Here is a 13,158-nt window from a genome sequence, read left to right as displayed (position 1 = left end):
CTAGTCGGCTGCGCGGAGGAGGACGTCGTCGTCGAAGCAGGTGCGGGATCCGGTGTGGCAGGCGGCTCCGACCTGGTCGACCCGGACGAGCACGGTGTCGGCGTCGCAGTCGAGGGCGACGGACTTGACGTGCTGGAAGTGGCCGGACGTATCCCCCTTCACCCAGTACTCCTGGCGGCTGCGGGACCAGTACGTGCAGCGGCCGGTGGTCAGGGTGCGGTGCAGGGCCTCGTCGTCCATCCAGCCGAGCATGAGCACCTCACCGGTGTCGTACTGCTGGGCGATGGCCGGTACCAGGCCGTCGGCGGAGCGCTTGAGGCGCGCGGCGATGGCGGGGTCGAGGTTGCCGGGGCGGGGGGTCGTACTCATGCGCCCATTGTGCCGGGCGCGGCCGGGGGTGGTGATCCATGTCCGTCTGATGGGCGGGCGTACGGCGGGTTCCCGCCGTAGGCTGGCTCGCATGTCTACCCATGCGAAGCGTGAACGACTGCTGCTGGCGGACCTGTTGGAGGCGGCCGGTCCCGATGCCCCCACGCTGTGCACCGGCTGGAGTTGCCGCGACCTGGCCGCGCACGTGGTGGTGCGGGAGCGGCGGCCGGACGCGGCGGGCGGCCTGCTGCTGAACGTGCTGAAGGGGCGGCTGGACGCGGCGATGGCCGAGTACACGGCCAAGCCGTACGAGGAGCTCATCCGGCTGATCCGGACGGGGCCGCCGCGGCTGTCGCCGTACGCGCTGAAGCAGATCGACGAGGCGGCGAACGCGGTGGAGTTCTACGTCCACGCGGAGGACGTCCGGCGCGCCCAGCCGGACTGGTCCCCGCGGGAGCTGGACCGGGTGTTCTCGGACGCGCTGTGGTCGCGCCTGGAGAGGATGGCCCGGCTGACGGGGCGCCGCTCGCCGGTGGGCCTGGTGCTGAGGCGCCCGAACGGGCAGACGGCGGTGGCGCACAAGGGTGCGCCGGTGGTGACGGTGACCGGCGAGCCGGGGGAGCTGACGCTGTTCTGCTTCGGCCGGCAGGCGGCTGCCGCGGTGACGCTGGACGGCGAGAAGGAGGCCGTCGCGAAGCTGACGGTGGCGGAGCTGGGCCTCTGACCTCGCCGGCCGGGCCGCCGTTGCCCTGGCCGGGCGGTGCCGGTGCCCTGGCCGGGCGCTGCCGGTGTTTTCCCCGTCTGCGGGCCGGTGGCCGCGCCTCAAACGCCGGCGGGGCTGGGTGGTGTCCCGGGGCGGAGCGGGACAAGGGGGGTGGGGGTGCGGGGCCGCCGGGGGGTGTCTCCTCGGCTCGGCGCGTGCGGGCATGGCTCGGACGTACGGCCCCGGTTGCGCGCTCGTCCTGCGGGGACACCCCCCACCGTCCCCACACCCCCACCGGGCCGGTCCCGCCCACCCCGGACGAGGCGGGTCCCTGCCCTCCCTCGGCGGGGTCGGGCCGTCTCCTGCGCAGCCGGGCCGTGAGGCGGGGACACTGCGGGGGCTCCCCGCAGGACGAGGCGCAACCCAGGCCGTACGTTCCAGCCGGGGCCGCACGCGCCGAGCCGAGGAGAGCCCCCGCAGGGGCACCGCCCCACCCATCCAGCCCCGCCGGCGATTGAGGCGCGGCCACCGGCCCGCAGACGGAAAACCACCGCACCGCCCGGCCAGGGCAGAGGCAGCGCCCGGCCAGGGCAACGGGACTAGCGGACCGGGTGGCCCGCTTCGCGCAGGGCCGTCTTGACCTCGGAGATGCGGAGGTCGCCGAAGTGGAACACCGACGCCGCGAGCACCGCGTCCGCGCCCGCGGCGATGGCCGGGGCGAAGTCGCCGAGGCGGCCCGCGCCGCCGGAGGCGATCACCGGCACGGTGACGTGCTTGCGGACCGCCGCGATCATCTCGGTGTCGTAGCCGTCCTTCGTGCCGTCGGCGTCCATCGAGTTCAGCAGGATCTCGCCCGCGCCCAGCTCCGCGGCCCGGTGGGCCCACTCGACGGCGTCGATGCCGGTGCCCCGGCGGCCGCCGTGCGTGGTGACCTCGAACGTGCCGGACCCGGTGCGGCGGGCGTCGACCGACAGGACGAGGACCTGCCGGCCGAACCGCTCCGCGATCTCCTGGATCAGCTCGGGGCGGGCGATGGCGGCCGTGTTCACGCCCACCTTGTCCGCCCCGGCGCGCAGCAGCTTGTCGACGTCGTCGGCCGTGCGGACGCCACCGCCCACGGTCAGCGGGATGAAGACCTGCTCGGCGGTGCGGCGCACCACGTCGTAGGTGGTCTCGCGGTTCCCGGAGGACGCGGTGATGTCGAGGAAGGTCAGCTCGTCGGCGCCTTCGGCGTCGTACAGCTTGGCCATCTCCACCGGGTCGCCCGCGTCGCGCAGGTTCTGGAAGTTGACGCCCTTGACGACGCGGCCGTTGTCCACGTCGAGGCAGGGGATCACGCGTACGGCGAGGCTCATGCGGACACCGCCTTGTACGCCTCTACCTCCACCTCGACGACCATCGAGGGGTCGACGAAGCCGGAGACGATGAGCATCGTCGCGGCCGGGCGGACCGCGTCGAAGAGCTCCTTGTGGGCGCGGCCCACCTCCTCCACGTCGCGGGCGTGCGTGAGGTACATGCGGGTGCGGACGACGTCCTCGGGGCCGAGACCCGCCTGGGCGAGGGCCTTGAAGGCGACGTCGAAGGCGGCGACGGTCTGGTCGTACGGGCCTCCCGCGTCGGCCGCGGTGCAGCCGGAGACCAGGACGAGGCCGTTCGGCAGCTGCACGGCGCGGGAGTAGCCGATGACGTCCTCGTAGGGGCCGCCGGAGGAGATGCGGCGGACGGCGCCGGCGTCGGGGGAGCTGCTCATGCGGAGACCACCTTCAGGGCTTCTTCCAGGGTGAAGGCCTTGGCGTACAGGGCCTTGCCGACGATGGCGCCCTCGACGCCCAGCGGGACCAGCTCGGACAGGGCCCGCAGGTCGTCCAGGCAGGAGACGCCGCCGGAGGCGACGACGGGCCGGTCGGTGGCGGCGCAGACGTTCTTCAGCAGCTCCAGGTTGGGGCCGGTGAGCGTGCCGTCCTTGCCGATGTCGGTGACGACGTAGCGGGCGCAGCCCTCGGAGTCGAGGCGGGCGAGGGTCTCGTAGAGGTCGCCGCCCTCGCTGGTCCAGCCGCGGCCCTTGAGGGTGGTGCCGCGTACGTCGAGCCCGATGGCGATCTTGTCGCCGTGCTCGGCGATGGCCTTGGCGGCCCACTCGGGGGTTTCCAGGGCGGCGGTGCCGAGGTTGACGCGGGTGCAGCCGGTGGCGAGGGCCGCGGCGAGCGAGGCGTCGTCGCGGATGCCGCCGGACAGCTCGACCTTGATGTCCATGGCGCGGGTGATCTCGGCGACGAGGGCGCGGTTGTCGCCGGTGCCGAAGGCGGCGTCCAGGTCGACGAGGTGGAGCCACTGGGCGCCGGCGGCCTGCCAGGCGAGGGCCGCCTGCAGCGGGGAGCCGTAGGAGGTCTCGCTGCCGGAGACGCCGTGGACGAGGCGGACGGCCTGGCCGTCGCGGACGTCGACCGCGGGAAGGAGCTCAAGCGTGTTCGGCATCAGAGGGTCTCGATCCAGTTGGTGAGGAGCTGGGCGCCGGCGTCGCCGGACTTCTCGGGGTGGAACTGGGTGGCCCACAGGGCCCCGTTCTCCACCGCCGCGACGAAGCGTTCGCCGTGGGTGGCCCAGGTGACCTTGGGGGCGCGGATCAGCGGGTTGGTGACTTCCAGGCTCCAGTCGCGTGCCGCGTAGGAGTGCACGAAGTAGAACCGGGCGTCGGCGTCCAGGCCGGCGAAGGCCTGGCTGTCGGCCGGGGCCTCGACGGTGTTCCAGCCCATGTGGGGGACGATCGGGGCCTTGAGCGGGCCGACCGTGCCGGGCCACTCGTCGAGGCCCTCGGTCTCCACACCGTGCTCGATGCCGCGTTCGAAGAGGATCTGCATGCCGACGCAGATGCCCATGACGGGGCGGCCGCCGGAGAGGCGGCGGCCGATGATCCAGTCGCCGCGGACGTCCTTGAGGCCCTGCATGCAGGCGGAGAAGGCGCCGACGCCGGGGACGAGGAGTCCGTCGGCGTCCATGGCCTTGTCGTAGTCGCGGGTGATCTCGACGTCCGCGCCGACGCGGGCGAGGGCGCGTTCGGCGGAGCGGACGTTGCCGAAGCCGTAGTCGAAGACGACGACCTTCTTGGTGGGGCGTGCTGTGCTCATTCCCAGATTCCTTGGATTCGCAGGACTCCGGCTGCCAGACACATCGCGGAGGCGAGGGCGAGCAGGATGATGACCGACTTGGGCATCTGCTGCTTCTGGAAGGAGTAGACGCCCCCGGCCAGGAAGAGGCCGAGGACGATCAGGATGGTGTTCAGCCCGTTCACTGCTAGAGGGCGCCCTTCGTGGAGGGCAGGATGCCGGCGGCGCGCGGGTCGAACTCGGCGGCGTAGCGCAGCGCGCGGGCGAGGGCCTTGAACTGGCACTCCACGATGTGGTGGGCGTTGCGGCCGTACGGGACGTGGACGTGCAGGGCGATCTGCGCCTGGGCGACGAAGGACTCCAGGATGTGCCGGGTCATCGTCGTGTCGTAGGAGCCGATCATCGGCGCCATGTTCTCGGGCTCGGTGTGCACCAGGTAGGGGCGCCCGGACAGGTCGACGGTGACCTGGGCGAGGGACTCGTCGAGCGGCACGGTGCAGTTGCCGAAGCGGTAGATGCCCACCTTGTCGCCGAGGGCCTGCTTGAAGGCGGCGCCGAGCGCGAGGGCGGTGTCCTCGATGGTGTGGTGGGAGTCGATGTGCAGGTCGCCGTCGGTCTTGACGGTGAGGTCGAAGAGGCCGTGGCGGCCGAGCTGGTCGAGCATGTGGTCGTAGAAGCCCACGCCCGTCGAGACGTCGACCCGGCCGGTTCCGTCGAGGTTTATCTCGACGACGACGGAGGTCTCCTTGGTGGTCCGTTCGACCCGTCCGATGCGGCTCATGCGTGCTGCTCCTTCTTCAGTGCGCGAACCGCTTCCAGGAACGCGTCGTTCTCTGCCGGGGTGCCGGCGGTGACCCGCAGCCGGCCGGGTACGCCGTTGTCCCGGACCAGGACCCCGTGGTCGAGGATCTTCTGCCAGGCGGTGTGCGAGTCCTCGAACTTCCCGAACTGGATGAAGTTCGCGTCGGACTCGGTGACCTCGTAGCCCAGGGCCCGCAGCTCGGTGACGAGGCGGTCCCGTTCGGCCTTGAGCTGCTCGACGTAGCCGAGCAGGGTGTCGGTGTGCTCCAGGGCGGCCAGGGCCGTCGCCTGGGTGACGGCGGACAGGTGGTACGGCAGGCGCACCAGCTGTACGGCGTCGACGACGGCGGGGTGGGCGGCCAGGTAGCCCAGGCGCAGGCCGGCGGCGCCGAAGGCCTTGGACATGGTCCGGGAGATCACCATGTGGGGCCGGCCCTCGATGAGGGGCAGCAGCGAGTCCCGGTGGCTGAACTCCACGTAGGCCTCGTCGACGATGACGAGGGAGGGCTTGGCCGCCTGGGCCGCCTCGTAGAGGGCCAGGACGGTCTCCGCGTCGACGGCGGTGCCGGTGGGGTTGTTGGGCGAGGTGATGAAGACGACGTCGGGGGCGTGCTCGGCGATCGCCCGCTCGGCGGCCTCCACGTCGATGGTGAAATCCGCGCGGCGCGGGCCGGAGATCCAGCCCGTGCCGGTGCCGCGGGAGATCAGCGCGTGCATGGAGTAGGAGGGCTCGAAGCCGATCGCGGTGCGGCCGGGCCCGCCGAAGGTCTGCAGCAGCTGCTGGATGACCTCGTTGGAGCCGTTGGCGGCCCATACGTTCTCCCGCGCGACCGGGTGCCCCGCCGTCCGGGTGAGGTAGGCGGCCAGCTCGGTGCGCAGCTCGACCGCGTCCCGGTCGGGGTAGCGGTTGAGGGTGCGGGCGGCGTCCGCGACGCGTTCGGCGATGCGCGCGACGAGCTCGGCGGGCAGCTCGTAGGGGTTCTCGTTGGTGTTCAGCTGGACGGGCACGTCGAGCTGCGGGGCGCCGTACGGGCTCTTGCCGCGCAGTTCGTCCCGGATGGGGAGGTCGTCGATTCCGATGCTCACGGGGTGGGGACCTTCCATCCGCTGTGCTTGTCCGGTACGGCTCCGCCGAAACGTGCCTTGAGGGCGGCGCCGTGGGCGGGCAGGTCCTCGGCCTCGGCGAGGGTGACCACGTGGTGGGTGACCTCGGCGAGGGCGTCGCGGGTGTAGTCGACGATGTGGATGCCGCGCAGGAAGGACTGCACGGACAGGCCCGAGGAGTGGCAGGCGCAGCCGCCGGTGGGCAGGACGTGGTTGGAGCCGGCGCAGTAGTCGCCGAGGGAGACCGGGGCCCAGGGGCCGACGAAGATCGCGCCGGCGTTGCGGACGCGGGCGGCCCAGGCGGCGGCGTCGGCGGTCTGGATCTCCAGGTGTTCGGCGCCGTAGGCGTCGACGACCTTGAGGCCGTCCTCCAGGCTGTCGACGAGGACGATCGCGGACTGCTTGCCGGCGAGGGCGGGCTTGATCCGGTCCTCGACGTGCCTGGTCGCGGCGATCTGCGGCTCCAGCTCCCGCTCGACGGCGTCCGCGAGCTCGGCGGAGTCCGTGACGAGGACGGCCGCGGCCAGCGGGTCGTGCTCGGCCTGGCTGATCAGGTCGGCGGCGACGTGCACCGGGTCGGCGGTGGAGTCGGCGAGGACGGCGATCTCGGTCGGGCCGGCCTCGGTGTCGATGCCGATGCGGCCGGTGAAGTAGCGCTTGGCGGCGGCGACCCAGATGTTGCCGGGGCCGGTGACCATGTTGGCCGGAAGGCAGTCTTCCGTTCCGTACGCGAACATCGCGACGGCCTGGGCGCCGCCGGCCGCGTACACCTCGTCCACCCCGAGCAGGGCGCACGCGGCGAGGATCGTCGGGTGCGGCAACCCCCCGAAGTCCTTCTGCGGCGGGGACGCGAGCGCGATCGACTCGACGCCCGCCTCCTGGGCCGGCACCACGTTCATGACGACGGAGGACGGGTACACCGAGCGGCCGCCCGGGGCGTACAGGCCCACGCGCTCCACCGGAACCCACTTCTCGGTCACGGTGCCGCCGGGGACCACCTGGGTGGTGTGCTCGGTGCGGCGCTGTTCGCGGTGCACGATCCGGGCGCGCCGGATCGACTCCTCGAGGGCTGCGCGGACGGCCGGGTCGAGCTCGTCGAGGGCGGCCTTGAGGGCCTCGGCGGGCACCCTGACCTGCTCCAGCGTCACCCCGTCGAACTTCTGCGCGTACTCGATCAGCGCCGCCGTGCCACGATGATGGACGTCCTCGCAGATGGGCCGCACCTTCTCCAGGGCAGCTTCTACGTCGAACTCGGCACGGGGCAGCAGGTCGCGCAGGGCGCCGCCCTCGGGGAGGGCGTCACCGCGCAGGTCGATACGAGAGATCACCTCCCAATTCTCTCAGACCGCTTCGTGCCACCGTCCGCCCGTATCACTGGCTGATACACGCCCCGGACGCCACGGGCGCCCGTTAGCGTTCGCCTACACGTACATGACAGGCGGAGGGGGACCGCGGTGACCGAGGCGAGCCCGGACGGGGAACCGGGGGATCTCAGCGCTTCCGAGCGCCGGATGTGGGACGCCTTCCGGACGGGCAGCGTCTGCGACCTCAGTGTCCGCGCCGCCGACCGGGACGATCCGCACGCCGACCACGTGTGGGGTCCCGGGCGCAGCGTCCGCGCCGCGGTGGTGGCGCTGCTGCTGCTCCACGGTCCGCCGCCGGTGCCGGGCCGGGTGGCGTCCCTGAAGCTGCGCGGCGTACGGATCACCGGGCGGCTGGATCTTTCCGGTGGCACGGTTGCTCCGTACGTGGAGCTGCAGTCGTGCCGCTTCGACAGCGAGATCCAGCTGTCCGAGGCCCGCTTCGGCACGTTGCGCCTGGTCAACTGTGCGATCCCGCGGCTGGAGGCGTCCCGGTTGCACACGGAGGGCGATCTGCACCTGCCGCGCTGCCGGATGGCGCGGGGGATCCGGCTGACCGACGCGCAGATCGGCACCGACCTGCTGGTGAGCCAGGCGGTGGTGCAGCGGGACAACAAGGGCCGGGCGATCGCCGCGGACGGGATGTCGGTCGCCCAGGACTTCCAGGGCGAGCTGCTGGAGACGTACGGGGAGGTGAGTTTGCGCGGCGCGAAGGTCGGGGTGTCGATGAACCTGCGCGGGGCCCGGCTGCGCAATCCGGCCGGGCGGTACGCGCTGAACGCCCCGCAGCTGACCGTGGAGCGCACCCTGTACCTGACCTCGATCGCCATGGACTACGGCCGGGGCGGCTCGGGCTCCTCCACTCCCCCGTACGGGCTGGGCCGGACGCCGACGCGGGGGCAGCGGGCGCAGCCGTTCGAGTGCCGGGGCGGGCTGCGGCTGGACGACGGCCGGTTCGGGGACGCCATCGACTTCTACGGCGCCCGCTTCGAGCTCACGGACGAGCAGGAGATATCCCTGCGCCGGATCCAGACCCCGGAGTTCCGTTTCGTCGGGGAGGGGCCGGAGCGCGGGCGGGTGGTGGTGTCCGGGGCCAAGGTGGTCAAGCTCGTCGACACCTCCACGAGCTGGCCGGGCCCGGGCGGGCTGTCCATCGAGGGGTTCGAGTACGACGACCTCGCGCCCCGCGGCCACTTCCCCCTCGCCCGCCGGCTGGCGTGGCTGGAGGCGGCCACGCCCGAGTACTCGCCGGGCCCCTACGAGCGGCTGGCCGCCGTACTGCGGGCCAGTGGCGAGGACGCGGAGGCGCGGGAGGTGCTGCTGGCCAAGCAGCGGCGGCGCCGGGCCACGCTGCCGCCGGGGCCGAAGGCGTGGGGGTACCTCCAGGACTGGACGGTGGTCTACGGGTACCGGCCGGGCCGGGCCGCGCTGTGGATGGCGGTGCTGTGGGCGGCGGGGACGCTGCTGTTCTCCCAGCTCGACCCGCCGGCGATCAAGCAGGACGAGCATCCGCAGTGGAGTGCCCCCCTGTACGCGCTGGACCTGCTCCTGCCGGTGATCGACCTGGGGCAGCAGGGTCAGTGGAAACTGGCGGGCGGCTGGCAGTGGGGGGCGGCGGGCCTCGTCATCATGGGCTGGATCCTGGCCACGACGGTGGCGGCGGGGGCTTCCCGGCTGCTGCGGCGGGGGTGACGGGGGGCGTCTTCGGACGATTACGCTGTGCGTCGTGACCACCGTTCGCCTGCCCCTCTTCCCGCTGAACTCGGTGCTGTTCCCGGGACTCGTCCTCCCGCTGAACGTCTTCGAGGAGCGTTATCGCGCCATGATGCGCGAGCTGCTGAAGGCGGGCGAGGACGAGCCTCGTCGTTTCGCGGTCGTCGCGATCCGCGACGGCCGGGAGGTGGCCCCGACCGCGCCCGGCCTGCCGGACCCGACGGCGCTGCCCGAGCGGGGCCCGGCCGCGGGCTTCGGCGCGGATCCGATCCAGGCGTTCCACCGGGTGGGCTGCGTGGCCGAGGCGGCGACGATCCGGGAGCGGGAGGACGGCAGCTTCGAGGTCCTGGCGACCGGGACGACGCGGGTCAGGCTGCTCTCGGTCGACGCCTCGGGCCCCTTCCTGACGGCGGAGCTGGAGGAGCTGGCGGAGGACGCGGGCGATGGCGCCGGGGTCCTCGCGGAGGGGGTGCTGCGGGCCTTCCGCACCTACCAGAAGCGGCTGGCCGGGGCCCGCGAGCGGTCCCTGACGGGCGCAGAACTCCCCGACGAGCCGTCGGTGGTGTCGTACCTGGTGGCCGCGGCGGCGGTGCTGGACATCCCGGCGAGGCAGCGGCTGCTCCAGGCCCCGGACACGGCGACACGGCTGGCGGAGGAACTGAAACTGCTGCGCACGGAGACCGCCGTGATCCGTCATCTGCCGTCGCTGCCGGCGGTGGACCTGACCCGGGCTCCGACGAGCCCCAACTGACCTGCCCGATGGGGGACCGATGGCGAAGAAGACGAAGCAGGCGGCCGGCACTCCGGCGATCGCGGCCCTGACGGCGGCCGGGGTCGCCTTCACCACGCACGCCTACGAGCACGACCCGGCTCATCCCTCGTACGGCGAGGAGGCGGCCGAGGCCATGGGCGTCTCGCCGACGCAGGTCTTCAAGACCCTCGTGGCGGACGTGGACGGCGCCCTGACGGTGGCGGTGGTCCCGGTGTCGGGGTCGCTGGACCTGAAGGCGCTGGCGACGGCGGTGGGCGGCAAGCGGGCGGCGATGGCGGACCCGACCCTGGCGGAACGCACCACGGGCTACGTCCGCGGCGGCATCTCCCCGCTGGGACAGCGCAAGCGGCTGCGCACGGTGATCGACGAGTCGGCGACGGTCCACCCCACGATCTGCTGCTCGGCGGGCCGCCGCGGCCTGGAGATCGAACTCTCCCCGGCGGACCTGGCCGCCCTCACCGAAGCCACCCTGGCCCCGATCGCCCGCCCTTGACCTCCGGCCCGGCAGCCTCCACCGGGCTCCCGCCCGTGCTCCCGGGGGACGGAGAAGGGGCGGGGTCAGCGGCCGACCACCACGGAGGGGTCAGGCGCGCGGGGCTTCCGACGCCGTCGGACCGGTGTCGGCCGGCGGCAGCGCCCGCTCGGCCAGCGGCGGCGCCGGCTGGTAGGAGCCGCTCCATCCGTACAGCGGGTCCGGCTCCGGATCCCGCGGCGTCCACAGCACGGTGAACCCCAGGTGCAGCAGCACGGCGGTCATCGGCCAGGCCAGCAGCGCCCCGTAGGCCAGCAGCTCCAGCGGCGCGTCGAACGGCACCCCCTTGCCGGCCGCGGCCGCGGCGGCCGCCAGGTCCCTCGACGACGAGCCGAGCCACAGCCCGAACCGCCACCCCGCCAGCGCGGCGAAGCAGGACCCGACGGCGAGCCCGATCACCAGCGGCACACCCCCGGCCCTGCGCCACAGGAAGGTGCCGACGGCGCTGAGCACGCCCAGCCCGAGCGCCAGCAGGAAGAAGGTGCCGTCGGCGGCGATCCGCGCCTCGCTCTCGCTGTTGCGCAGGAACACCGCCTCCCCGTTGGAGACGAACTGCACCCGGGGCGCCAGCCACCACCACAGCAGCCCGAGGAGCAGCCCGGTCACGCCGACCACGAGGGCCACGACGGCCCCGTCGCGGATGTCCTCCGGGCGGACGGCCGCGGCGGTGCCGCCCGGCTTCTCGGGCGGCGACGGCGGCGGGTCGAACGGGGACTGCGGGGTCACGGCTTCGGTCACCCCCACATCGTGCCAGGTGTGTCCGGCGGCGGCGTCAGCGGACGGCCGCCCGGCGGTACGCCCAGGTCGCGACGGTGAGCGAGAGGACCCCGACGGCCGCGCACACGCCCAGGTCGAAGACGACGGCGGCCCAGTCCGGCGACGCCTCGAAGGTGCGGGCGAACGCCTCCACCCCGTACGTGGACGGCAGCAGGTCCCGCGCCCACACGATCACGGCCGGCATCCGCTCGGCCGGCAGCACCCCCAGCAGCAGCGCGGCCGACATGCCGAGCTGTCCCGCGAGGGTGGCGAGCTCCTGGCGCGGCGCCAGCAGCCCCAGCGCCGCACCGAGCCCGGCCAGCGCGGCCCCGGCCAGCGGCACCACGGCGGCCAGGATCCACAGGCCGCTCAGGGGCAGGCCGAAGAGCAGGCACCCGAAGACGGCGGTGACCAGCGTCCCCGGCAGCGTGAAGGAGGCGTACGCGGCGGCCGCGCCCAGCACCACCGAGGCGGGCGGCACCGGCAGGGTGGCGTAGTGGTCGAGTCCGCCGCCGGCCCGCAGCTGCCCGAAGTACTGCGCGAGCAGGTTCAGCGCGACGAAGGCGACGACGAGCACCGAGGAGCCGGCCACGACGGCCCGGGCCTCCGAGCCTCCGTCGACGACGCCCCGCATCAGGATCATGATCCCGACGGACTGGAAGGTCGCCACGAACAGCAGCGGTATCCGCGCCACCCGGGCCCGGGACAGCTGGGCCCGGTAGACCGCGGCCAGCGAGGGGAAGAACCGCGCTGCGGGCGCCAGCGGTGCGGGCTGCCCGGCCTGCGCGCGGGCCGGGGTGTCGCCGGCCGGTACGGCCTGGGGCGCGGGTGTCGGTGGGGCGTCGGGCGCGAGCGCGGCCCTGGCGGCTCCCGTCGTGCGGTCGCTCACGACTTCACCAGCCCTTTCGTCTTGCCGCCGAGGGCCAGGTACACGTCTTCCAGGCTGGGGGTGGCCAGGGTGAAGTCGTCGAGCGCGGCGAAGGCCGGGCCGCCGGTGACCGAGGCCACCGCCGCCCTGGCCTCGTCGGGCGCCAGCCGGAGCACCCAGCGGCGCCCCGACTCGACGGCCCGGTCGCGCAGCCGTGCGACCTCGGGCACCGCCAGCGGGGCGGCTTCGCGCCACACCAGTTCCAGCCGTACCTCGCCGGAGACCCGGGCCTTCAGCGCGGCGGGGGTGTCGCAGGCGATGACCTTGCCCTGGTCGATGACGGCGACCCGGTCGAGGACGGTCTCGGCCTCGATGACGTTGTGGGTGACGAGCAGGACGGTCGCGCCGTGCTGTGCGCGGCGCCGGTCCACGGCCGCCCAGACGGCCCGGCGGGCCACGGGGTCCATGCCGGTGGTGGGCTCGTCGAGGACCAGTACGGGCCGCTCGCCGACGAGCGCGGTGGCGAAGCAGGCGAGGCGCCGCTGGCCGCCGGAGAGCTTCTTCAGGGGCCGCCCGGCGATGGCGGTCAGGCCGAGTTCCTCCAGTACGGCGTCGCGCGCGGCGCGTGCCGACCGTACGTCGAGTCCGCGCAGCCGTCCGGTGGTCTCGGCGGCCAGTGCCACCGTGAGCTCGTCGAGGGCGGTGGACTCCTGGCCGAGGTAGGCGAGCAGCCGGGAGGCCCGTCCGGGGTGGCGTACGAGGTCGTGGCCGAGGAGGGTCACGGCGCCCGAGTCGGGCCGCATCAGGCCGGTGAGCTGGCGGACCAGGGTGGACTTGCCGGCGCCGTTGGGGCCGAGCAGGCCGAAGATCTCGCCGCGCCGGACGTCGAGGCTGACGCCGTCGTTGGCGCGGGTCTCGGGCAGGGCGGGGGCGCCGCGCCGTCCGCGTACCGCGGGATACGTCTTGACCAGGTCACGCACCGCGCAGACCACGTCCGGCGCCGCTCCCGCGGCCGCTGCCGTGCCGTTCTGCGCCTGTGCTGTGCCCGTACTCACGAGGGAGCAGCCTACGGGGT

Annotated in this window: 16 protein-coding genes; 4 read left to right on the top strand and 12 right to left on the bottom strand. The window is 73.5% G+C overall.

Translation table 11 applies throughout. The features are described 5' to 3' along the window. Nucleotides 1-369 carry a phosphoribosyl-AMP cyclohydrolase gene (hisI, locus tag AVW11_RS03445; protein ID WP_030850960.1) on the bottom strand — a complete coding sequence of 123 codons (369 nt, stop codon included), beginning with the start codon at nucleotides 367-369 and terminating at the stop codon, nucleotides 1-3. Nucleotides 370-460: 91 nt separating this feature from the next. Between hisI and AVW11_RS03440 the strand changes: the two genes are divergently transcribed. Beyond that, on the top strand, nucleotides 461-1,093 hold the full coding sequence (locus AVW11_RS03440) for a TIGR03085 family metal-binding protein (protein WP_076043169.1): 633 nt from the start codon (nucleotides 461-463) through the stop codon (nucleotides 1,091-1,093). Nucleotides 1,094-1,671: 578 nt separating this feature from the next. Here AVW11_RS03440 and hisF read toward each other — a convergent pair. Genes hisF through hisD form a run of 8 tightly spaced genes read right to left on the bottom strand, consistent with a single transcriptional unit; the run spans nucleotide 1,672 to nucleotide 7,409 of the window. Beyond that, nucleotides 1,672-2,427 (bottom strand): imidazole glycerol phosphate synthase subunit HisF, encoded by a 756-nt coding sequence (gene hisF, locus AVW11_RS03435; RefSeq protein WP_076043168.1) that lies wholly within the window; start codon nucleotides 2,425-2,427, stop codon nucleotides 1,672-1,674. After that, complete coding sequence (locus AVW11_RS03430; RefSeq protein WP_030855488.1) at nucleotides 2,424-2,822, bottom strand: RidA family protein; 399 nt, start codon at nucleotides 2,820-2,822, stop codon at nucleotides 2,424-2,426. Before AVW11_RS03430 ends, hisF begins: the two co-directional genes overlap by 4 nt. Beyond that, entirely contained in the window at nucleotides 2,819-3,547 is a 729-nt protein-coding gene (priA, locus tag AVW11_RS03425) for a bifunctional 1-(5-phosphoribosyl)-5-((5-phosphoribosylamino)methylideneamino)imidazole-4-carboxamide isomerase/phosphoribosylanthranilate isomerase PriA (RefSeq protein ID WP_030855490.1), read from the bottom strand. The genes AVW11_RS03430 and priA overlap by 4 nt, the downstream gene beginning before the upstream one ends. Further along, on the bottom strand, nucleotides 3,547-4,197 hold the full coding sequence (hisH, locus tag AVW11_RS03420) for an imidazole glycerol phosphate synthase subunit HisH (RefSeq protein WP_060178927.1): 651 nt from the start codon (nucleotides 4,195-4,197) through the stop codon (nucleotides 3,547-3,549). The genes priA and hisH overlap by 1 nt, the downstream gene beginning before the upstream one ends. After that, the gene (locus AVW11_RS37645) at nucleotides 4,194-4,361 is read right to left on the bottom strand and encodes a hypothetical protein (protein ID WP_030855494.1); all 168 of its coding nucleotides are present in this window, start codon (nucleotides 4,359-4,361) and stop codon (nucleotides 4,194-4,196) included. Before AVW11_RS37645 ends, hisH begins: the two co-directional genes overlap by 4 nt. Before the next feature lie 2 nt (nucleotides 4,362-4,363). Continuing rightward, nucleotides 4,364-4,957, bottom strand: coding sequence for an imidazoleglycerol-phosphate dehydratase HisB (gene hisB / locus AVW11_RS03415; RefSeq protein ID WP_030665603.1), 594 nt, complete (start codon nucleotides 4,955-4,957; stop codon nucleotides 4,364-4,366). Further along, entirely contained in the window at nucleotides 4,954-6,081 is a 1,128-nt protein-coding gene (locus tag AVW11_RS03410; RefSeq protein WP_173675218.1) for a histidinol-phosphate transaminase, read from the bottom strand. Before AVW11_RS03410 ends, hisB begins: the two co-directional genes overlap by 4 nt. Then, a complete protein-coding gene (gene hisD / locus AVW11_RS03405; RefSeq protein WP_076043167.1) occupies nucleotides 6,060-7,409 on the bottom strand; it encodes a histidinol dehydrogenase in 1,350 nt (449 codons plus the stop codon). The genes AVW11_RS03410 and hisD overlap by 22 nt, the downstream gene beginning before the upstream one ends. Nucleotides 7,410-7,535: 126 nt before the next feature. Between hisD and AVW11_RS03400 the strand changes: the two genes are divergently transcribed. Genes AVW11_RS03400 through ybaK form a run of 3 tightly spaced genes read left to right on the top strand, consistent with a single transcriptional unit; the run spans nucleotide 7,536 to nucleotide 10,420 of the window. Next, nucleotides 7,536-9,134, top strand: a complete 1,599-nt coding sequence (locus tag AVW11_RS03400; RefSeq protein ID WP_030855502.1) for a hypothetical protein — start codon at nucleotides 7,536-7,538, stop codon at nucleotides 9,132-9,134. A gap of 34 nt (nucleotides 9,135-9,168) precedes the next feature. Next, entirely contained in the window at nucleotides 9,169-9,906 is a 738-nt protein-coding gene (locus AVW11_RS03395) for an LON peptidase substrate-binding domain-containing protein (RefSeq protein WP_030855504.1), read from the top strand. Nucleotides 9,907-9,925: 19 nt separating this feature from the next. Continuing rightward, on the top strand, nucleotides 9,926-10,420 hold the full coding sequence (gene ybaK / locus AVW11_RS03390) for a Cys-tRNA(Pro) deacylase (protein ID WP_030855506.1): 495 nt from the start codon (nucleotides 9,926-9,928) through the stop codon (nucleotides 10,418-10,420). 90 nt (nucleotides 10,421-10,510) lie between these two features. On the opposite strand, the gene AVW11_RS03385 is transcribed toward ybaK, so the two are convergent. From AVW11_RS03385 to AVW11_RS03375, 3 genes are read right to left on the bottom strand one after another with little or no spacing between them, the layout of a single operon-like run. Next, nucleotides 10,511-11,197, bottom strand: coding sequence for a hypothetical protein (locus AVW11_RS03385; RefSeq protein ID WP_076043166.1), 687 nt, complete (start codon nucleotides 11,195-11,197; stop codon nucleotides 10,511-10,513). A gap of 34 nt (nucleotides 11,198-11,231) precedes the next feature. Beyond that, complete coding sequence (locus AVW11_RS03380; RefSeq protein ID WP_076043165.1) at nucleotides 11,232-12,104, bottom strand: ABC transporter permease; 873 nt, start codon at nucleotides 12,102-12,104, stop codon at nucleotides 11,232-11,234. Then, a complete protein-coding gene (locus AVW11_RS03375) occupies nucleotides 12,101-13,138 on the bottom strand; it encodes an ABC transporter ATP-binding protein (protein WP_078094050.1) in 1,038 nt (345 codons plus the stop codon). The genes AVW11_RS03380 and AVW11_RS03375 overlap by 4 nt, the downstream gene beginning before the upstream one ends. Nucleotides 13,139-13,158: the final 20 nt, after the last annotated feature.

This window comes from Streptomyces amritsarensis (assembly GCF_001953875.1).
Classification (GTDB): Bacteria; Actinomycetota; Actinomycetes; order Streptomycetales; family Streptomycetaceae; genus Streptomyces; species Streptomyces amritsarensis.
The sequence above is the reverse complement of the archived record's forward strand: the minus strand, read 5'-3'. Positions and strand labels throughout refer to the sequence as shown.

Coding starts and splice junctions, on each gene's coding strand:
- hisI (WP_030850960.1), bottom strand. CDS start 369: ATGAGTACGACCCCCCGCCCCGGCAACCTCGACCCCGCCATCGCCGCG.
- AVW11_RS03440 (WP_076043169.1), top strand. CDS start 461: ATGTCTACCCATGCGAAGCGTGAACGACTGCTGCTGGCGGACCTGTTG.
- hisF (WP_076043168.1), bottom strand. CDS start 2,427: ATGAGCCTCGCCGTACGCGTGATCCCCTGCCTCGACGTGGACAACGGC.
- AVW11_RS03430 (WP_030855488.1), bottom strand. CDS start 2,822: ATGAGCAGCTCCCCCGACGCCGGCGCCGTCCGCCGCATCTCCTCCGGC.
- priA (WP_030855490.1), bottom strand. CDS start 3,547: ATGCCGAACACGCTTGAGCTCCTTCCCGCGGTCGACGTCCGCGACGGC.
- hisH (WP_060178927.1), bottom strand. CDS start 4,197: ATGAGCACAGCACGCCCCACCAAGAAGGTCGTCGTCTTCGACTACGGC.
- hisB (WP_030665603.1), bottom strand. CDS start 4,957: ATGAGCCGCATCGGACGGGTCGAACGGACCACCAAGGAGACCTCCGTC.
- AVW11_RS03410 (WP_173675218.1), bottom strand. CDS start 6,081: ATGGAAGGTCCCCACCCCGTGAGCATCGGAATCGACGACCTCCCCATC.
- ybaK (WP_030855506.1), top strand. CDS start 9,926: ATGGCGAAGAAGACGAAGCAGGCGGCCGGCACTCCGGCGATCGCGGCC.